General features: G+C 54.8%; 20 protein-coding genes. 6 read left to right on the forward strand and 14 right to left on the reverse strand.

Annotated elements, in window-relative coordinates; translation table 11 throughout:
- The first annotated feature begins 252 nt into the window (after nt 1–252).
- A complete protein-coding gene (locus WC359_03180; protein MFA5399425.1) occupies nt 253–1,026 on the forward strand; it encodes a hypothetical protein in 774 nt (257 codons plus the stop codon).
- Nucleotides 1,027–1,114: 88 nt separating this feature from the next.
- On the opposite strand, the gene WC359_03185 is transcribed toward WC359_03180, so the two are convergent.
- The 6 genes from WC359_03185 to recA all read right to left on the reverse strand — a co-directional run bounded on the left by WC359_03185 (nt 1,115) and on the right by recA (nt 8,197).
- Nucleotides 1,115–3,241, reverse strand: a complete 2,127-nt coding sequence (locus WC359_03185; protein MFA5399426.1) for a heterodisulfide reductase-related iron-sulfur binding cluster — start codon at nt 3,239–3,241, stop codon at nt 1,115–1,117.
- Between the two features lie 138 nt (nt 3,242–3,379).
- Nucleotides 3,380–4,219, reverse strand: a complete 840-nt coding sequence (locus WC359_03190) for a PHP domain-containing protein (GenBank protein ID MFA5399427.1) — start codon at nt 4,217–4,219, stop codon at nt 3,380–3,382.
- The gene (locus WC359_03195) at nt 4,216–4,989 is read right to left on the reverse strand and encodes a TIGR00282 family metallophosphoesterase (GenBank protein ID MFA5399428.1); all 774 of its coding nucleotides are present in this window, start codon (nt 4,987–4,989) and stop codon (nt 4,216–4,218) included. The genes WC359_03190 and WC359_03195 overlap by 4 nt, the downstream gene beginning before the upstream one ends.
- 18 nt (nt 4,990–5,007) lie before the next feature.
- Nucleotides 5,008–6,534, reverse strand: a complete 1,527-nt coding sequence (gene rny, locus WC359_03200; protein ID MFA5399429.1) for a ribonuclease Y — start codon at nt 6,532–6,534, stop codon at nt 5,008–5,010.
- Between the two features lie 114 nt (nt 6,535–6,648).
- Nucleotides 6,649–7,161, reverse strand: coding sequence for a regulatory protein RecX (locus WC359_03205; protein MFA5399430.1), 513 nt, complete (start codon nt 7,159–7,161; stop codon nt 6,649–6,651).
- Entirely contained in the window at nt 7,154–8,197 is a 1,044-nt protein-coding gene (gene recA / locus WC359_03210; protein MFA5399431.1) for a recombinase RecA, read from the reverse strand. Before recA ends, WC359_03205 begins: the two co-directional genes overlap by 8 nt.
- 136 nt (nt 8,198–8,333) lie before the next feature.
- On the opposite strand from recA, the gene WC359_03215 reads away from it, so the two are divergent.
- Entirely contained in the window at nt 8,334–8,573 is a 240-nt protein-coding gene (locus tag WC359_03215) for a zinc ribbon domain-containing protein (protein MFA5399432.1), read from the forward strand.
- Nucleotides 8,574–8,603: 30 nt separating this feature from the next.
- Here WC359_03215 and WC359_03220 read toward each other — a convergent pair whose 3' ends face one another.
- A complete protein-coding gene (locus WC359_03220; GenBank protein MFA5399433.1) occupies nt 8,604–9,311 on the reverse strand; it encodes a TIGR01906 family membrane protein in 708 nt (235 codons plus the stop codon).
- A gap of 84 nt (nt 9,312–9,395) precedes the next feature.
- On the opposite strand from WC359_03220, the gene WC359_03225 reads away from it, so the two are divergent.
- Nucleotides 9,396–12,863, forward strand: coding sequence for a DNA polymerase III subunit alpha (locus tag WC359_03225; protein MFA5399434.1), 3,468 nt, complete (start codon nt 9,396–9,398; stop codon nt 12,861–12,863).
- Between the two features lie 12 nt (nt 12,864–12,875).
- Here WC359_03225 and WC359_03230 read toward each other — a convergent pair whose 3' ends face one another.
- The 7 genes from WC359_03230 to WC359_03260 all read right to left on the reverse strand — a co-directional run bounded on the left by WC359_03230 (nt 12,876) and on the right by WC359_03260 (nt 17,409).
- The gene (locus WC359_03230; protein ID MFA5399435.1) at nt 12,876–13,751 is read right to left on the reverse strand and encodes an alpha/beta hydrolase; all 876 of its coding nucleotides are present in this window, start codon (nt 13,749–13,751) and stop codon (nt 12,876–12,878) included.
- Nucleotides 13,752–13,798: 47 nt separating this feature from the next.
- Nucleotides 13,799–14,314, reverse strand: coding sequence for a methylated-DNA--[protein]-cysteine S-methyltransferase (locus tag WC359_03235; protein MFA5399436.1), 516 nt, complete (start codon nt 14,312–14,314; stop codon nt 13,799–13,801).
- A 21-nt stretch (nt 14,315–14,335) separates the two neighbouring features.
- A complete protein-coding gene (raiA, locus tag WC359_03240; protein ID MFA5399437.1) occupies nt 14,336–14,878 on the reverse strand; it encodes a ribosome-associated translation inhibitor RaiA in 543 nt (180 codons plus the stop codon).
- A gap of 2 nt (nt 14,879–14,880) precedes the next feature.
- Complete coding sequence (locus tag WC359_03245; protein ID MFA5399438.1) at nt 14,881–15,594, reverse strand: ComF family protein; 714 nt, start codon at nt 15,592–15,594, stop codon at nt 14,881–14,883.
- 47 nt (nt 15,595–15,641) lie between these two features.
- Nucleotides 15,642–15,806, reverse strand: coding sequence for a hypothetical protein (locus WC359_03250; protein MFA5399439.1), 165 nt, complete (start codon nt 15,804–15,806; stop codon nt 15,642–15,644).
- A gap of 148 nt (nt 15,807–15,954) precedes the next feature.
- Entirely contained in the window at nt 15,955–16,545 is a 591-nt protein-coding gene (gene thpR / locus WC359_03255; protein ID MFA5399440.1) for an RNA 2',3'-cyclic phosphodiesterase, read from the reverse strand.
- Between the two features lie 6 nt (nt 16,546–16,551).
- Complete coding sequence (locus WC359_03260) at nt 16,552–17,409, reverse strand: amidohydrolase family protein (protein ID MFA5399441.1); 858 nt, start codon at nt 17,407–17,409, stop codon at nt 16,552–16,554.
- Nucleotides 17,410–17,574: 165 nt separating this feature from the next.
- Here WC359_03260 and WC359_03265 point away from each other — a divergent pair, with 165 nt between their 5' ends.
- The 3 genes from WC359_03265 to WC359_03275 are packed head-to-tail and all read left to right on the forward strand — an operon-like array spanning nt 17,575 to nt 20,214.
- Entirely contained in the window at nt 17,575–18,393 is an 819-nt protein-coding gene (locus tag WC359_03265) for a transketolase (protein ID MFA5399442.1), read from the forward strand.
- Nucleotides 18,390–19,337, forward strand: a complete 948-nt coding sequence (locus WC359_03270; protein ID MFA5399443.1) for a transketolase family protein — start codon at nt 18,390–18,392, stop codon at nt 19,335–19,337. The genes WC359_03265 and WC359_03270 overlap by 4 nt, the downstream gene beginning before the upstream one ends.
- Nucleotides 19,338–19,389: 52 nt before the next feature.
- Nucleotides 19,390–20,214 (forward strand): hypothetical protein, encoded by an 825-nt coding sequence (locus tag WC359_03275; GenBank protein MFA5399444.1) that lies wholly within the window; start codon nt 19,390–19,392, stop codon nt 20,212–20,214.
- The last annotated feature ends 7 nt before the right edge of the window (nt 20,215–20,221 follow it).

The following is a 20,221-nucleotide window of genomic DNA, read 5'->3' on the forward strand; positions in this document are numbered from 1 at the left end:
GTGTCACACCTACTCACCCTTTTAGGATTATCCTCTGTCCTGACCCTGCCTCTCATAATAATCCGCCTGACGGCATACCTGCTCGTTATCTTCGGCCTGTATACAGCGATCGCCAGGAAGAAAAGGAATACTTGAGCCGCGTTCTTGATACCAATGTCTTAATCTATCCACCCGGTTTCTGCACCGGAATAGAGCCGTTGTAATCCTTATTACACAGGCATATAATCAATTACTGATATCCGAGGTGATGGTATGGGCAGACGAATTTCAGCATCAGTACTAGCAATCTTCCTATTGACAGTCGTTGCTCTTGCAGCGTGCGGCAGAATCGATACTAACATTCACACAACCATTAAACCTTCCGGCTTTATAATACAGAATATCTCCCTAACGGGAAGCGGACAGATAGGAGCTTCGATTTCCAAGGCCTTCCCACTGCAGACTTATATCAGCAAAGGCTGGCTGATCAATGTTACTAATGAGGGTAGCTCCACAACAATATCAGCAACGAAGGTCTTCCGGAAAGAAGATATCAGCGATATTACTGCTGCATTCGTTAAAGTTAACGCGCAGGGTACGTCGGGTATTAAAGACCCGGCTTTTACCATAACCGACAATTTTTTTATTAAATACTATTCTTTGTCCTTCACCATACCGCCGATGACGCCGGATACGATCGATGTCAACTCGGGGCAGCAATGGTCTCAGGTGGGTGAGGCGGTGCTGGACGAAATGTTCAGCCTGTCCTGGTCAATTACTCTGCCCGGACAGATCACCGCGACCAACGCTGACTCCTATCAAAGGGACACGGCTATATATAAATTCAATTATTCCTCGTTAAAAAACGGGCGGCAGATAATGGTTCAAAGCAAGTACATTGACTGGCCGCTGATACTTATTGTCATCGGCGGATTAATAGTTGTGATATTGATTATCGTTTTCGCCTCAAGGCCGAAGCCTGCCAACAAAGATAGCAATACAGAGAAGGCTATTACGGCACTGCCACCCCCACCTCCAGCTTCTTAATGCACGGATTCGACTGATATTCATTTAATAAAGGAAAGTGCCCGCATGTATCTCATGCGGGCACTTTCCTTTTGTCTTTACGAATAATCTATTTGAGTTCCATCGATTCCGCGACCAGTTCTGCTATATCCTTGGCGATCAGCGTCTCCTCCGCGCCCTTGGCCTTGATGGCGTCGGTGAACATCTGGACACAGTAGGGGCAAGCTGAGGCCACGATATCTGCGCCGGTCTCCATGACCTGGTCGATACGCACCTCGCTGATACGTTTTCCGATGCGCTCCTCCATCCAGAAACGTCCGCCTCCCGCGCCGCAGCAGAAACCTTTGTTGCCGGAGCGCTCCATCTCGAGGATCGGCAGCTTGTTAATAGCCTGCAGCACATGCCTCTGCGGCTTGTATATATCGTTGTGCCTGCCCAGGTAGCATGAGTCGTGGTAGGTGATCCTGTTTTCCTTCATGACGGCGGGCTTGATCTTGCCGTCGCTGATAAGCTGGGAGATAAAGGTGCTGTGATGGATGATCTCGAAGTTTCCGCCGAATTGCGGATATTCGTTCTTGAGTGTATTGAAGCAGTGCGGGCACATGGTGATGATCTTCTTGATATTATAGCCTTTGAACTGCTCGATGTTATTGGCGGCCAGCGTCTGGTACAGGTACTCGTTGCCCAGTCTCCTGGCGGGCTCGCCGCAGCACATCTCCTGCGCGCCCAATATGCCAAAGCTCACGCCGGCGGCCTTGAGTATTTTGGCCGTGGCGATGGCGATTTTGGTGCTCCGCTCCTCCAGCGAGGCAGCGCAGCCTGCGAAGAATACGTACTCAACATTGGGTTCTTCTGATAACTGTTTGATATCCAGTCCGGCCGTCCAGTCTGTCCTGGTCAGGGTGGTGCCTTTACAGCTGTGTCCCCTGGCCTCAATGCACTGCAGGACAGCCAGCCCGGTTTCGGGAACCTGTGCTAGGTCCAGCACCAGGTGGCGGCGCATGTCGATGATCTTGTCGATATGCTCGACGAATACGGGACAGATGTCCTGGCAGGCGCGGCAGGTCGTGCAGGCCCAGATCACGTCTTCCGTGATGACCTCGCCCACCATGGCTTTGGTGCTTCCGCCTGCTTCTTCCGCAGGGGCGGGCGCGGCTTCGCCTCCGGCCCTGGCCGCTTTTGCTTTGGCCTTCTTCTCAGCCAGCAGCGCAGGGGAGCGCTCCTGCCAGTGAGCCTTGAGGTCCTGTACCAGTTGCCGCGGCGAAAGCGGCTTGTCCGTCAGGTAAGCAGGACACCTGTCCTGGCAGCGTCCGCAGTTGGTGCAGGCGTCCAGGTCGAAAAGCTGCTTCCAGGTGAAATCTTCGATCTTGCCTATGCCGTAGGTCTCGGCGTTCTCAAGGTCGACCATGCTGAGGGCGCCCTTGGGACGTGAGGTCTTGAAAAGTACATTGACCGGTGATATCAATATATGTGTCAGCTTGTCCCAGGCAACGATGACATAGAAGACGGCGCCTATGGTTATAATCACATGTCCATACCACAGGATCTGATACCACAGATAGCGCGAAGCCTCGGGGAGCCCGGCGAACAGGCCGGCGATCCAGAAGCCGCCGAACCTTACCTGTCCCCACTCGGGGTGCACGTAGTATTCAGGCTGGCTCAATCCCACTGCCTCGGGCGTAGCGGCGATCATCCTGAATCCCTGAAGGAAGAAGCCCGTGATAACAACGATGAAGATAAGAAAGAGGGCAACGCCATCGTCCAGCACGGTGTTGAGCCTCTTGGGCTTCTGAATATAGCGGCGTGCAAAGGCCATCAGCAGGCCGATCAGCACCATGACGCCCGCTATATTCCACAGTCCGCCCAGGTAAATATATACCGGGCCCTGGATAAAGGCGGCGTGAAAAGGCTCGAAAACATAATGGTTCAGAAAGTCCAGCCCTGCGCCAATGAAAAGGAGTATACAGCCAACAAAAATGAGGAAGTGCATAATGCCGGGATACGGCTCACGCAGGAATCTCACATGCAGGCCGGCATCTAAAATTGTGAGTTTGATGAACTCGCCGATACGCCAGCCCGGCTTATCGAAACGCTTTTCGGGCCTGCCCAGAGTCCACATCTGATAGCGCTTGTAGACCGAATAGCCGATCAGCGCGATGGCGGCGGCAGCCGCAAGGTAGAGGGCTATCTGTACTAATAAGGGGATATGCCAGAAAATTTCTCGCGTCGCTTCCATGTTACTCCTTCCGAGATTATTTTCTTAAAACCGCAATATTATATTACTTTTTAATAGCTTGTTCCATCCGCTTTTAAACTGAATTACGGACACGTCCTATGATAAGCAGCGTCCTTCGTCCCGCAGGATTGCTAGGCTTCAATCCGGTTTGTATACCCGTCCGGCGGCGGCAAACAGCTTCACTATAGAGCTTTCGGGAACATCCCCGCTGCCCAGCGGGGTCTCCCGGCCATCGCAGAAATGGTGGTAGTCGCTGCCTCCCGTGGTCAACAAATCATGTCGTTTGGCCAGCCCTGCGATCCGGCTGACGGTCCTGCTGTCGTACTGTCCGTAGTAAGCCTCGATGCCGTCCAGGCCGGCCGTCTTAAGCTCGACGATGATGTTGTCTACATCCGCAATATCGGCGGGATGCGCCAGCACAGCTATGCCACCCGCCTTTTTTATGATCCTGACGGCCTCGACCGGCCCAACCTTTTCCCGTCCCACGTAGGCCGGACAATTCCTGCCGATGTATTTATCGAAAGCCTCCTTCTCATTGGAGATGTATCCTTTCTCCAGCATGGCCTGCGCGATGTGCGGACGGCAGATAGATTCGCCCCTGGCCAGGTCCAATACCCTCTGCCAGGCCACCGGCTTGCCCAGTTCATCCAACCTGGCCACCATCTTCTGTGCCCTGCCGACGCGGGATTCCCTGATCTTCGCCAGGGAGGCTAAAAGTTCTGCATCCTCGTAATTGATAAAATAGCCCAGCACGTGCAGCTCCCCCGTGGCCAGGTCCGTATTAATCTCAACACCGGGGACTACGATCAGCTTCTTTACACCGGCAGCAGCCGCCAATGCCTCGCCAACACCGCTGACACTGTCATGATCCGTAATGGATATTACTTCCAGTCCCCGTTCAGCCGCCAATACGACCATCTGAGACGGTGTCAGGCGTCCATCTGAGCCTGTAGTATGCAGGTGCAGGTCGAATCTCAAGGTTCGCTCTCCTCACGCCTGATTCTCTGTATGTCGGCAGCTTTACCGGTTTCCGCATTGATGTCCAACAGCATTGCATCCAGTGCGGCAATACCCTTGCCGACCGACAACCGGTGAGGAAGACCTGTTAGAAAACTTTCGAGCACGTTGTCGACATCATCGCCGATGATGGACTCGACAGGACCAACCATACCGATATCGGTGACATAGGCCGTGCCGCCGGGCATAATACGGCTATCGGTTGTGCCCACATGCGTATGAGTACCCAGCACTGCGCTTACACGCCCGTCCAAGTATCGTCCCAGCGCTATTTTCTCGGATGTAGCCTCGGCATGGAAATCGACCAGGATCATTTTAGGCAGGGGCCTCAGCGAGGACAGCAGATTGTCCATAGCGCGGAAGGGGCAATCCGCCGGGCCGACGAAGACACGGCCTATAAGGTTTACAACCAGGACGCCGTCGACAATAAGGTAACCGCGTCCGGCCACGCCGGGAGGGAAGTTGAGCGGGCGGATAATGGGCAGGTCCCCGTCCATGCAATTGACGATCTCGCGCTGAGCCCAGATATGATTGCCGCTGGTTATGACATCCACGCCCGAATCAAGCAATTCCTGAGCAGTTTTGACTGTGATTCCGATGCCGTGGGCGCTATTTTCGCCGTTGGCTATCACGAGATCGACATTGTACTCATTAATTAAGCCTGGCAGAAACCGCTGTAGCGCCCTCCTGCCAGGCTTACCTATGACATCACCAACAGCCAGGATATTCAAATATCTACCTCATGCCGATCATTTAGCGTAATCTACCGCCCTCACCTCTCGCATAACTGTAACCTTAATCTGTCCTGGATACTCGAGGCTGTCCTCGATCTTCTTAACGATATCTCGCGCCAGCCGCATGGCCGCCAGGTCGTCCACCTGCTCGGGCTTAACTATGATGCGCACCTCGCGTCCGGCCTGGATAGCGAAAGCTTTTTCCACGCCGGGGAAGCTGCTGGCGACGTTCTCCAGTGCTTCAATACGCTTGATGTACTGGTCGAGCGACTCGCGCCTGGCCCCCAGCCTGGAGCCGCTGATCTGGTCGGCGGTAGCCAGTATGAATCCCAGAGAGCTGGTCGTGGTGGCTTCGCCGTGGTGCTCGGATATGGCCTGCGACACTTCCACCGACTTGTCCCATTGCTTGACCAGGTTTGCGCCGATCAGAGCGTGCGGCCCTTCCACCTCGTGGTCCACGGCCTTGCCGATATCATGCAGCAGCGCAGCGCGCTTGGCCAGCGTTACGTTTGCCCCGATCTCAGCGGCCAGCATGCCGGCGATATGCGCCACCTCCAAGCTGTGCGTGAGCACGTTCTGCCCGTAGCTGGTTCTGAATTTAAGCCGTCCCAGCAGCTTGACCAGCTCCGGATGAAGGCCCTGCACTCCGGCTTTGCGGGAAGCCTGTTCGCCCTCGAGTTTTATAGTAGACTCAACCTCGGTTTTGGCCTTGTCCACCACTTCCTCGATCCTGGCCGGGTGAATGCGTCCGTCCAGAATCAGGTTGGTAAGTGCGACCCTGGCCACTTCCCTGCGGATGGGGTCGAAGCTGGAAATGGTGACCGATTCGGGAGTATCGTCGATGATCAGGTCTACGCCCGTGGCCTGCTCCAGGGCACGTATATTGCGGCCCTCCCGTCCGATCAGTCTCCCTTTCATGTCATCACTGGGAAGCGGCACATTGGAGACAGTGGTCTCAGATACGACATCGGTGGCGCATCTCTGTATAGTGGTTGCCAGTATGTCCCTGGCTATATTATCGATATCGTCCTTGATGCGAACCTCCCATTCGCGCACGCGGCGGGAGGCATCTTCCTGAATCTCGCTTTCTACAGCATTCAAAAGCTGTTGTTTGGCTTCGTCGCTGGACATTCCCGAGATCGCTTCAAGGCGCTGTAGCTGCCGTGTCTTGACTTCCTCCACCTGTTCCCTGACCGTGTCGATCTCCTTTTCCCTTCCGATCAGGCTGCGCTCCCTTCGTTCAAGGGCTTCGAGCTTGCGCTCCAGGCGTTCCTCGCGCTGGCTTGATCGTCTTTCGAGCCGTTGCAGCTCGTATCTACGTTCCCTGCTATCCGCCTCAGCCGCCGCCCTAACCTTCACCGCCTCTTCTTTGGCGTCCAGGATTAACTGTTCGTATTTAGCTTGTGCGCTCTCAAGTAGCTTCTTTGCTTCGTTTTGCGCGTTGCGTATCTGTTGATTTGCTAATAATTGCCGGGCAAAGTATCCAACCAGTAGAAACAACACGGCCACAAGGCCGATTATCACGTAGTATATCCAGTCCATAATTCAGTAGCCTCTCTTTATAAATAAACCTTTGCGGGTTATACATTTTGTTGAACCTCGATAATTATTATACCCTTATTTAACGGTTCGTAACCAGTTTATTTAAAAAATCGACTATTTTCCGGTCCCGCCGTCCATCCTGCTCTCCCATAACTGCCTGATAACTCCCCGAACCAGATCGGACCCATAACCTTTCCTGCCCAGATACGCAGCCAGGCGCTTGTAGAACTCCGGATAATCAAGGTCTTTCAGATGCCTGGCCTTGCTCATGCCCGCGCGCAAGGCGTTGGCCTCGTCATTGATATGGCCGGTTACTCGTTCGATAATCGTGCCGTCCACACCTTTCTGCATGAGCTCGCGCTTTATCATCAGGCTGCTTTTATGCCTGTGCGACACACGTTCCCTGGCCCACATCTCAGAAAAGGTAGTGTCATCTATCAGCTTTAGCTTCTTCAGTTTTGCGACGGCACGACTCACAGATTCATCCGTGAACCTGCGTTTGAACATCAGGTGGCGGCGCACCTCGGCCTCACTGCGAGGCCTGTACTCTATGTAATGCAGCGCAGCCTCGTAACATTTCGGGTATTCGTCCCCCGACTTTTCCTGGGAGGCTTCACCCTTAGTCAACTGCTTCCTTTCCGGCCGGACCGCCCGCCTGTCCCGCGAGGGCAATCTGCCTGATCTGTTTCTCTATCTCGGCCGCCGTTTCAGGATGCTGCATAAGGTATTCGCGCGCCTTCTCCCTGCCCTGCCCCAATTTGGCGCCGGCGAAGTCGAAAAAAGCACCCGATTTCTTGATGATGCCTGTGCTGACACCCAGATCGATTATATCGCCCTCTTTGCTGATGCCGCTGTTAAACATTATGTCAAACTCAGCGACACGATAGGGCGATGCCACCTTGTTTTTAACGACCTTGGCGCGCACACGGTTGCCGATGATCTCGCTGCCGTTTTTTATAGCCTCGGACTTGCGCAGGTCTATTCTGATGGAGCTGTAGAACTTCAGCGCCCTGCCTCCCGGCGTCACCTCCGGATTGCCGAAAATCACGCCGACCTTCTCCCTCAGCTGGTTGATAAAAATAACAGCGGTATTGGATTTGCTGATCTCATGCGTAAGTTTGCGCAGCGCCTGCGACATCAGCCTGGCCTGAAGGCCGACATGAGAATCCCCCATCTCGCCCTCTATTTCCGCCCGCGGCACCAGCGCCGCCACGCTGTCGATGACCACCACATCCAGCGCATGCGTCCTCACCATCCTCTCAGTGATATCCAGCGCCTCCTCGCCCGTCCCCGGCTGTGCGCCCTTCAACGCGTCCACGTTTACGCCGCAGACCGACGCGTAATTGGTGTCGAGCGCATGCTCGGCATCGATATACAGCACCAGCCCGCCCGTTTTCTGTGCCTGGGCGATGATGTTAAGCGCCAGAGTTGTCTTGCCAGAAGCCTCCGCGCCGTATATCTCCGTTATACGCCCCCGCGGTATTCCTCCCACACCCAGAGCCAGGTCCAGGCTCAGGGACCCAGTTGGTATGACATCAACTTTCACCCTTGCCTGCCGCTCACCCAGCGACATAATTGAGCCCGCCCCATACTGCTTCTCGATCTGGCTTATTGCCAGGTCCAGAGCCTTTCCTTTTTCCACCCTTTCTTTATCCAATTCCATTTCTCCTCCTGCGATATTTTTTCCCCACAACCACACCTGTTAAACCTTAATTAAAACAATTGTACTACTTATAAAAATATAATGCAACACTTGACTATTGCGGTCAAATTTCGCAAAATTTTACGGAGCGTATAATATGCCTATCTATGAATATATCTGCCCCAAATGCCACATCCGCTTCGAGCAGCTTCGCTCATTTTCCAGCTCCGAAAAGGACGCCGAGTGCCCGAAGTGCAAGGCTCCCTCCAGCCGCGCCATATCCAAATTCGTTTCGCGCTCCAAGTCGGACTTCGGCATGCTCGACCATATGCCTTCCAGCGGTGGCGGAAAATCCTGCAGCGGATGCTCGTCCACCAACTGCTCGACCTGCGGTTGAGCTCTTTTCTGCGGTCAATACTTAGTAAGCTCAGCACCGCCTGTTCAGCATCGTCTTCTCTATCACCAGCACAGCCAGACCCAGTATCACGGCCTCAGCCATGATCGTGGCCGTGACCATGATGGCCGCATCGAAGAAAAAGTTTTCCGTGAACATCATGATCAAATAATCTTTTGAGGGATCCAGCAGCCAGAGTTCATTGGAAAAGCTGACGATGTGAAACAGATAGAAAAGGCTGTTGAAATCTATCAGTGACCATACTACCAGCAGCACCATTAATGACAGTGTTGCAATCGCACCAACCAGAATGCCGCGCAGCAGCCGCCGAATCCCCAGTATGGCGAAGACCGCGGCGCCGGATGCCAGGAAGGCCAGTATGGCTGCGGTCTGCAGTATCTTGAAGACCGAGATTATATAACGTACGTCTTCCAGGTGGGTCAGCTCCTTTTGATTGTAAAGCAGCCTTGGTTGCTCCCACGCCTCTACGGCCATCTGGGGCGACACCAGCTTTCCGCTGAAATAGTCCACCATGTTTTGAGCCACACCCTCCAAATGTATGTCGCTGATGCCAGTGGCCGCGCTTATCTCGTATTTATTGAATCCGTACCTGTACAGGCCCGGGGAATGCGCATAGATATTGACCGTGCTCGAGATGATGAGGACCGGTATCGATATAAACAGCACGGCTAAAACCAGCCATCCGGCCGGATTTATCTTCTTGGCTTTGATCTCCGTCATTTGATTCAAATCTCCCCCTATCGAACCGCGTTCGACCCCGAAAACTTGTGTTATAATTTTATACTAAATTTCCGGGCGTGCCGTATGTTTACCCACCTACACGTTCATACCGAGTACAGCTTGCTTGACGGTTGCTGCCGTATTATACCCCTTATACACAGGGCCAAGGACCTCGGCATGCGCAGTCTGGCCATCACCGACCACGGGAATATGTACGGCGTCATTGATTTCTATAGGACGGCCAGGGAGTGCGGCATCAAGCCCATCGTCGGCTGCGAGGTCTATATCTCTCCCGGCGATTACCGCAGCCGGGAGGCGGCTGATAAGACCAATTACCATGCCACCCTGCTGGCGCAGAATCATACCGGATACAACAACCTCATTCAGCTCGTGACGCTGGCCAACTTCGAAGGATTCTATTACAAGCCCCGCATCGACAGAGATCTCCTGCTCAAATACGGGGAGGGCCTGGTGATTCTCTCAGGCTGCGCCCAGGGCGAGTTGGGACGCCTGATATTGCAAAACCGTCTGAGTGAGGCCGAGGAGGCCGCAACCTGGTATAAAAGCCACTTTCCGCATTACTATATCGAGATCCAGCGACATCCCATGGCGGAGATCGAAAAGATCAACGAAGGCCTGCTCAAGCTGGCTCGACAACTCGACATACCCATCGTTGCCACCAATGATGTCCACTATATTCACAAGGAAGACGCCTACATCCACGATATCCTTCTGTGCATCGGAACCAATACCACGGTCAATGACGAGCGCCGCCTAAAGATGGACGGCGACTATTTCTACCTGAAGACGCCGCAGGAGATGCAGGAGCAGTACGCCGATATACCCGATGCCATTGAAAACACACGCGTTATCGACTCGCTCTGCAACCTCGAGATCGAGTTCGGCAAGCCCCACCTGCCTCAGGTGGATCTGCCTGAGGGGAAGACATCGCATGCATACCTGTCGGTGCTGTGCTGGAGGGGGCTCAAGGAAAGGCTGCCCGACGCCGATGCGGCTACTGAAAAACGACTCGAATACGAGCTCGACGTAATCGAGAAGACGCAGTTCGCCGACTATTTTCTTGTGGTTCATGACCTCGTGTTGTTTGTTAGAAAAAGCGGCATCTTTTTCGGTGTTCGCGGCAGCGCCGCAGCCAGCCTGGCCCTTTTCTGCCTGGGCATCACCGATATCAATCCCCTCACTTACAACCTGGTGTTCGAGCGGTTTCTCAACATAGAGCGCCGCGAGATGCCCGATATCGATCTCGATTTCCAGGATGACAGACGGGAAGAGGTGATCGCCTATGTCAACCAGAAATACGGCACAGACCATGTGGCGCAGATCATCACCTTCGGTACGCTGGGCGCCAGGGCGGCCATCAGGGACGTAGGCCGGGCGCTGGGCATGAACTACGGCTCGGTCGACCAGGTGGCCCGTCTGATACCGGCCAGGCCCAACATCCGTCTGGATGATGCCATGATGGAAGTCAAAGAGCTGACCGATATGTATAACGCCGATGAGATAATGCGCAAGCTGATCGACACGGCCAAGAAGCTGGAAGGCATCTCCCGCCATTCCAGCACGCACGCCGCCGGTGTGGTTATATCGCGAGAACCTCTCACGCGCTACCTGCCCATGCAGCGCGCCGGCCGCGATGTCGGTCAACACTCGGGCATGACACAGTTCTCCATGGACAATGTGGCCAGGCTCGGCCTGCTCAAGCTCGATTTTCTGGGCCTGGCGAACCTCACCCTTCTGGCCAAGGCCAGGGAGGTCATCGGCCAGCAGCACGGCACCGTACTGGACCTGCTCAAGATTCCGATCAACGACCCCAAGACTTTTGAGCTGTTCTCGTCAGGCGAGACTATGGGGATCTTCCAGCTTGAAAGCCCGGGCATGCGGCGCTATATCAAAGAGCTCAGTCCAACCAAGTTCACCGATATAGCGGCCATGGTGGCGCTCTATCGTCCAGGACCCATGGAGCATATACCCACCTTTATCAGGGCCAAGCACGGGCTGGAGTCGGTGCACTACCCTCACCCCGACCTGGTGCCCATACTCGAGGATACTTACGGAGTGATAGTATACCAGGACCAGGTGCTCTTTATCGTACAGCGTTTCGCCGGATACAGCCTGGGCCGCGCCGATATCATCCGCAAAGCCATGGGCAAGAAGGACGCCGCTGTGATGAAGAAGGAGCGGCAGAATTTTATTGACGGAGCCCGTACCAAGGGCTACACGGAGAATGAAGCCGCCGCTATCTTCAGCCTGATCGAGCCGTTTGCCGGGTATGCCTTCAACAAGGCGCACAGCGTAAGCTACGCACGCATAGCTTACGAGACAGCCTATCTCAAGGCCAATTATCCCATCGAATATATGGCTGCGTTCCTTAACACATACTTCGATAAGGCGGACCGTATAGCCTCCGCCGTCTCCGAATGCAGGCGTATGGGAATTGAGGTGCTCAAACCGGACATCAACCACAGCTATGCGCATTTCACCATCGAAGCGGACGGAGACAGACGCGCCATCAGGTTCGGCATGGTCTCCGTCAAGAACGTTGGCTCCAACGCCGTGCAGCCCATTATTGAGGCCCGCGAAAGCGGAGGTGAATTTAAATCGATCGAGGATTTCTGCCGCCGGGTGGACCTGCGCAACGTTAATAAGAAGGTCGTCGAGAGTCTGGTTAAAGCCGGGGCATTAGATAGTCTGGGCCAGCGGGGTTCATTGCTGGCAGCCATCGACCGTATCGTGTCGCTGTCCCAGCGTGAGCAACGCCAGCGGCAATCAGGCCAATCCAGCATGTTCGACCTCTTCGGGAATAATGTGGATATCCCTCTACCGGCCCTGGACCTGCAGGATTTCGATGTGGCGCTGCAGGAGCGACTACTGTGGGAGAAGGAGTTGATGGGTCTTTATTTCTCCGAGCACCCGCTCACCGCCATGGCATCCCGTTTGGCCGAGCACGCCACGGTGCTGTGCGGCGAGATAAATAACGAGATGGCCGGCGAGAAAGTCGTCGTGGCCGGCATGGTTACCGCAGTCAGGCATGTGACCACCAGGACCAACCGGCTCTTCATTATCGCTACTTTCGAGGACCTCAACGGCAGCATTGAGGTTACCGTCTGGTCAGACGTTTACTCGCAAACACAGGACCTGTGGATGGACGGCAGCATCCTGCTGGTGGAAGGCTACATCAAAGTCAGGGAGGACAGGGCTAACATCAACTGTACCAAAGTGAGCCGCTATGAGCCGGAGGCGGCCAGGCCCGAGCCGATAAAGACTGAGCCTTTAAAGCCGGACAATGGCGGTAAAAACAACCACGTTAAGCCCAGGACACTCATAATCAACATCAGGCAGAGCAACGACTCGCAGAAAGACCTGGAGTATCTGCAAAAGGTGATGGAAGTGCTGCGCAGGTACCCCGGCAACGACAGCGTGCAGCTGGCTATCGGCAGAGGTGAGGAGATCACGCGCCTGGAAGTGCCCGATATTAAGGTCGATAACTCCGATGAACTGTTGCAGGAGCTCTCTCATCAGAACGGCGGCTGAATCGGCAGATTATTATTCTATGAATTCACGGATCAGGGAATTAATCAGCAGTGGTTTTTCGCGTACCACCCAATGTGAAGCATCGGGCACCCTTTTGACGCTCAACTGCGTCACATATTCATCCAACCCACTGATACAGCCGGTTAAGAGGGCGGTATCCTTCTCCCCCCAGATTACCATGGTAGGCAGCGAGATTTTGGGCAACGTTGCCGCAGCAGCCGGCTTTTTGATCGGCTCTTCAGTGTTTTCCAGGGCTTCTACATCCATAGCCCGGTAGTAGTTCAGCCCGCCGGTCAGCGCACCAGGCTGTGCCCAGGCTTTTTTATAGCCTTGTATATCCGCGTCTTTGAGTACCCCGCTTTTAATGATCTCGCCAAAAGCCATGTTTATGAGCCATGAGTAATCATCGGCAGCAAGCACGGATTCCGCTTCAGGGCTGCGGAACAGCAGCATGTATTTGCTGGCTCTGCGTTGCGCCGGATTCTCCCTTAGCTCCCGCTCGAAGGTGGCGGGATGCGGTGAATTAATGATAACCAGTTTTTCCAGATATTGAGGATAAAACATAGCAAATGTCCAGGCCACGGCGCCGCCCCAGTCATGTGCCACCAGCACGAACTTCTTATGGCCCAGATATTCGGCAACCTGCCTGATATCTTCCACAAGGTATTTTTGCCTGTATTGTTTCACCTCCGCCGGTTTGGAGGACAGGTTGTAGCCACGCATATCCGGCGCGATCGCAAGATGGTCTTTGCCGAATTCCTCGAGCTGTTCCTTCCACATATCCCAATACTCCGGGAATCCATGCAGGAACATGATCAGCGGTCCTTTGCCGCTGTGCGCGTAGTGAAGTTTTATCCCGTTGACATCCGCAAAACCATGCTCAATCACGTTCCACCTCACGACGAGTATTTATAGCACCACAGGGGTGAACTAATTCAGGATAGGATCCGGCAGCCTTCCAGCTCCAGCAGCATGAGCTTGGTCTTTACATCCCCGGCGCTGCCCCTGAATCCGCCGGGCTTCCCATCGCTGCGTATCACCCTGTGGCAAGGTATGATCAGTGGCAGCGGATTAGTGGCCAGCGCTCGGCCCACCGCGCGGCCGGCCAGGGGATTGCCGGCTTTTTCAGCCACCCACTTGTAGCTTCTTACCTGTCCGTATGGTATCTCCCCGACAGCCTTCCAGATTCTGCTCTGGAAAGTCGTGGCGCCCGATAGGTCCAGCCTGCAATGAAAACCGTCCTTCCCGCCTTTAAAATAGTCCAACACCTGTCTCCGCAGGCCGTCCATGCTGTCAGACTTATCTAAATCCGCAATGTGACCGGCGCCCAGCTGTGCCAGGGCTTCTTTCTTATCAGGAACGGGCAGATTCAACCTGAGAACACCCTTCTCTGAAAAGGAGATTCCCACCCATCCGCAAGTCGTTAGTACGAGGTCATAAATCATCTGCATCGCAGACCGGATAAAAATACACTACGCGAACTCCGGCTGGATCAATCCATATTTGCCGTCCTTGCGCCGGTACACCACATTGATCGAGTTGTCCTCATCACTGACGAAGAGGAAGAAGTCGTGGCCCAGGAATTCCATCTGCTCCACTGCCTGCTCGACGGTCATCGGCTTCACGATGAAGCTCTTGCGTTTATAAACATGGTGGGGCTGCTCTACCGTGGTAACTTCCTCCTCCACAGGGGTTCTGATGGTCTCGTGCGTTTTGCTTACGTTGTATCTTTTCTTGTACTTGTCGATCAGGCGCTCCATCACGTCGTTCACCGCGTCGATGGCCGCCCGTGGGTTATCGTTCCTTTGCTCGCCCCTCATCAGGAAGCCATTGATATTCATAGTAACCTGTGCGCCAAAGACGGGCTGGCGCGATTTCGTTTTCTCTTCGATCAGTTCCAGCTTGACCGAGCTGATGTTGTTGAGATACTTCGATAGTCGGCCGAGCTTCTTCTCGGCGTATTCACGCACATCGTCTTCCAGTTTCATATTGCGCGCAGCAATTTTAATCTCCATAATCAACTCCTGTTCGAGATTTCCCTTGCCAGTGTGAATCCCAGCACGTGTCCGGCCCCTGCCGACTTGAGGGCCGACGCGCATGATTCGAGAGTAGCGCCGGACGTGCAGACGTCATCGATAACGATGACATCCCTGCCTGCCACCTCACCTGAATCGCAGATAAAGGTGTTTTCCATGTTGGCTTTTCGTTGGCGGACGCTGGCGCTGCGAGCCTGCGGCCCCGTGTTCCTGACGCGTTTCAGCAAAGCCGCGTTGACCTCCACGGATATCATTCTCGAAAGCTCGTCCGACAGCAACTGAGACTGGTTGTAACCCCTTTCCCTGAGCCGCATCTCGTGCAACGGAACAGGTACCAGTACGTCACCTCCCAGGCTATATCCCTGGAAATAGAGGGCCATATAGCCGGCCATGCAATTGGACATAGCCTGCACATTGCGGTATTTCAGCTCGTGTACAGCCTGGCGAACAATGCCATCGAAGATGAAAACCGAGCGGATGCCGTCAAGGCTGCTTTTTATTCCCCAGCACTCGGAGCAGAAAGCTCCACTGGATTCGGGCCTGCCGCATCGGCGGCACAGCGGCGGTAGTATCCTGCTCATTTTTTTTGAGCAGCTTGCACAAATAAAATCACCGATTTTCCCGCATCCTATACACGTACGCGGAAAGAAAAAATCGGTGACTTCATACTGGAGCTGTTTCAACCATCCGGTCAAAACATCTACTCCATACTTTTATTCGCCGTTATCCCGCCTTTCTCCTTTTAGTGCCCGCGCAATGTATGGCTCGCGCCGCTGAAGATAGGCTCGTTCAGGTAGATGTCGCCGTTCCTGATTTTCAGGTTGAAACCGCATTCAGGATTTGTGCAAACCCAGGCTTTATAATGTATCGCTGCCCCCTGGCTGCCGAAATCGGACAGCGGAACCAAATCACCTACTTTGCATTTTAAACACTTTGGAAAGGAATAGTTTTCCACTATTTTTTCCACCTCCTCCAAGGATGGATAAAGTATAGCATTAACCAAATTTTATAAGCAAATTGGATTGTTCGCGCGCCGTTGACAACCAATCAACAATTCATACGCCCTTCAATTCATATTCGGCCAGGCGTGTGTACACGGCGCCCTGCGGAGTGAGCCTGCTTCGCATCAGCGATACCGATCTTACCTTTATGGGCGGGCCTGAGACAAATGCGACATGCTGCGCCAGTCCGCTGAACTCCAGTCGCTGCTCCCTGCTGCATTCCTCACGCAGCCTGGCCAGGGTGAGGTGGGCTGTGAAAGGCCGGCTCTCGCTCTCGAAGCCCAGCGCCGCCATGGCACTGTCGATACCCCGCTGCAGATCGCTCAGCTCAGCGATATCCCCTTCAAGCCCCAGCCAGAAAACACGTGCGCGCTGTAGCCCGGGAAAGAATCCGGTCTGCCCGGTGATCAACTGAAACGGCCTGTGTGGTACGGTAACGGCTTCAAGTGCACCCTTGACCGCCTCGAGCCGATTAGCATCGACATTGCCCAAAAACTTGAGGGTTAGATGGATGGAGCCGGGATCAACCCATTTCACAAACCGCGGGCGGGACGAGCTAAGCCTGTCCTGGAGATTCTTCAGCCGTGCGACCAGTTCGGCGGGTAGCTCTATTGCAATGAACGACCTTATAGTCTCATTATTCATGAAGCTCTATTTATGCTCCAATTTGAATAGCCTCTGCGCATTGCCTCCCAGGATGGCGTCCAGTTCGGCTTTTCCCAGTCCGGACTCCCTGATATGAGCGATCACTCTCTGCTGGCTCAGCAACGGCCAATCGCTGCCGAAGAGGATTTTCTCTATGCCGCATAATGCGGCTGCCGATCTGTAGACGGCGGTTTTGTACAGGAAGGGCCCTGCCGCCGTATCGTACCACGCATTAGACAACGCCTCTCCAACCTCGGGCATCATCTCGTAAAAAGGCAGCCCTCCACCCATATGGGCCAGTATGATTTTCAGGCCTTTTGCCTGCGAGATAAACCTGTAGACGATATCCGGCGTGTTGCCGCCCTTGCCCGGATAATCGTGTCCCACAGGCTCCGACACGTGCAGCGAGAGCACCATTCCCAGTCCGATCAGGCGATTAATCAGGGGACTCATCAGCTTCGCGTCGCAGAGGTCGAAATCCTGGGCGTCCGGACGCAGCTCGCCCAAACCTTTGATCCCGCCTCTGCTGCAGCGTTCCAACTCGGCCAGAGCCTTCTCTCCCCCGCGCGGCTGCACAGCGCAGAATCCGATCAGCCTGCCTGGATGCCTGCCGATAGCATCCATAATATAATCATTGCTGCGCGCGCACATCTCATTGGTGGACCATCCGATGTTGTGGACCACCGAAACATCTATCCCCTGCTCGTCCATGCTGCGAATGAGCTCATCCGCCGTGCACAGTCTGGCCCTGGGATTGCCGTAGAGAAGTCCGAAGCAGTGATCCGATGCGCAGTGCTCCTCCCTCCCTTCGATAACTGCCGGGCTGAAGATATGCGTGTGAGAGTCGATTATCATGTAAAGCATTATAGATTAGCCGGCCCCTGTTAACAATGCGTGGTTTCACACTGAGCTATGCGGTGTATAAAAATGGACATGGCAATCTCGTGTGGCATATAATGGGTCAGGTTCAAACCTGACAGCCGGGAGATACCGCATCGTATCGGGATCCCGGGGCGCGTGCCGCTTCCAATGACCAATTATAGTATTGAAGACCTCCAGGGCATCGCCCGCAACCTTCGTCGGCACGTTATCACCATGATTTCGACCGCGGGCAGCGGCCATCCCGGCGGATCGCTTTCTGCAGCCGACATCGTCACTGCTCTATATTTCCATATCATGAGGCACGATCCAGCCAACCCGAAATGGCCCGACCGCGACCGTTTCATACTGAGCAAGGGTCATGCCGCTCCGGTCCTCTACGCCGCTCTGGCGGAATGCGGGTATTTCCCCCTCGAATGGCTCACCACCCTGCGGAAAACCGGCACCTGCCTGCAGGGACATACCGACAGTACTCTCACGCCGGGAGTCGATATGTCGGCCGGCTCGCTGGGCCAGGGACTGTCCGTGGGCATCGGCATGGCGCTGGCTGCCAGACTGGACAAAAAAAATTACCGCACCTACGTTATGCTGGGGGACGGGGAGTGCCAGGAAGGGCAGGTCTGGGAGGCGGCCATGTTCGCCCCCAACTACAAACTGGACAACCTGACGGCCATCGTCGATTACAATGGCCTGCAGTTGGACGGCTTCACGAAGCAAATCATGGACCTTGAACCGTTCGTTGATAAGTGGCGCTCCTTCAAGTGGGAGGTGCTGCAGATCGACGGCCACGATATGAAGCAGGTAGTGGATGCGCTGCAAAAGTCCGCGCTGGTAAAGGGCAAGCCCGTGGTCATCGTGGCGCGTACGGTTAAGGGCAAGGGTGTCAGCTTCATGGAAAACAAGGTGGACTACCATGGGAAGGCGCCGGGCAAGTCCGAGACCGAGACTGCGCTGAGGGAGCTGGCATGACCGGCTATTCCGAACTCACGACGCGCGAAGCCTTCGGCAAGGTATTGACGGAGCTGGGAGGAACGGACGCGCGCATCGTCGTGCTGGACGCCGACCTCTCGCGTTCAACCATGACCAAGTACTTCGCGCAGGCTTACCCCGAGCGCTTCATACAGTGCGGCCTGGCCGAACAGAATATGATCAGCATAGCCGCGGGGCTGGCGACCTGCGGCAAGATACCCTTCGCCAGCACGTTTGCCGTGTTCGCCTCCAGCAGGTGTTTTGACCAGGTGCGCATGAGCGTGGCCCAGCCGAAAACCAATGTTAAGGTGGTTTCCACGCATGGCGGCATCACGGTAGGTGAGGACGGCTCCTCTCACCAGGCTATTGAGGACATCGCTCTTTACTGCTCATTGCCCAACTTCAACGTGGTGGTCCCCGCCGACTCTATCGAGACAGTTGAAGCCATAAAAGCGGCAGCCGCCACAGAAGGACCATTCTACGTAAGGTTGGGACGATCAAAGACTCCCGTTGTATACAACTCCGGCTGCAGCTTCAAATTGGGCAAAGCCGACGTACTGCGGGAGGGGAAGGACGCGGCGGTTATCGCCACCGGCATCATGGTATACAAAGCGCTGGAGGCGGCCGACACTCTGGAGAAATCGGGCATTAAATGCCGCGTGATCAATATGTCCAGCCTCAAGCCTGTAGACCGCAAGGCCATCGAGGCCGCAGCGGCCGACACTGGCGCGGTCGTGACGGCCGAGGAGCATCTGCTGCACGGGGGCCTGGGAAGCATTATAGCGCAGGTATTGGGCTCAGGGACACCGGCGCCGCTTGCGTCCCTGGGTATAAAAGATACATACTGTAAGTCGGGCAAGCCTGAGGAGCTGCTCGAAGTCCACGGGCTGACAGCTGACGATATAGTGGACGCCGTTAGAAGCGTATTGGCCCGCAAGAGGTAGTGGCGATATAATATTCGTACCGGGTGATACCGATCAGCCGGTAAAAAATAAAATGGAAAACGATCTTCGCACGGCTTTTTTAAACAAGGAGAGGGCTGAACTTTTCCTCAGCAACCTGGAAAAGCTGCGCAGCGATAAGGCCATCAACGAACTATCCTATACAGCGCTCAAGACCGAGTACTCTGTCAATCTGCAGCACGCGCAGATAAAGATCGATCAGATCAAGCAGGAATTCAACAAGAGGCTGGCGCTGCGTTCGCGCCAGCTCGGAGTGTTCAAACAGGAGATGGCCAACCTGGACGCCCGCTTCAAGGTCGGGCAGATGCCGGCCGAAGACTATCTCAAACAGATCAAGAACCCGCAGAAGAAGATGGCCGACCTCGAAGAGCAGATCGCCCACCTAACTTCGCTGACCGAGGCCAAGACCTCCGCCGAAATATCCGTGCCGGAATCGACCGGCCTGGCTGCGCTTTTTTCATCGCGCCTGCGCCAGGGCAATCGCCAGCCCGCTGTTATGCCGACCAATCTGGCGTGGACACCACCCCTGCCTGCTCCCGAGCCTGAGCCACCCAAAGAGACTCCCCCTCCTGAAATACCTGACACCACCAGCATTTCGAGCCTGCACATATTGCCTGACAGGGCCTATCCCGGAAGCTCGATCGGCATAATAGCCACAGTTGTTAATTCGGGCCACGAAAAAGTGCAGCACAGGGCGGAGTTCAAGATCAACGGCAGAATCGAGGCCGTCGATGAAGTCAGTATCGAGCCTGGCCATAGCCGGGAGGTCACATTTATGACTGTAGGAGGGACACCCGGAGATTACAATTTATCCGTTGACAATGCCACCGGCCTATTGAAAATCATGCCTCCGGCCTGACCGCCGC

This window comes from Dehalococcoidia bacterium (assembly GCA_041653995.1).
Lineage (GTDB): Bacteria > Chloroflexota > Dehalococcoidia > GIF9 > UBA5629 > CAIMUM01.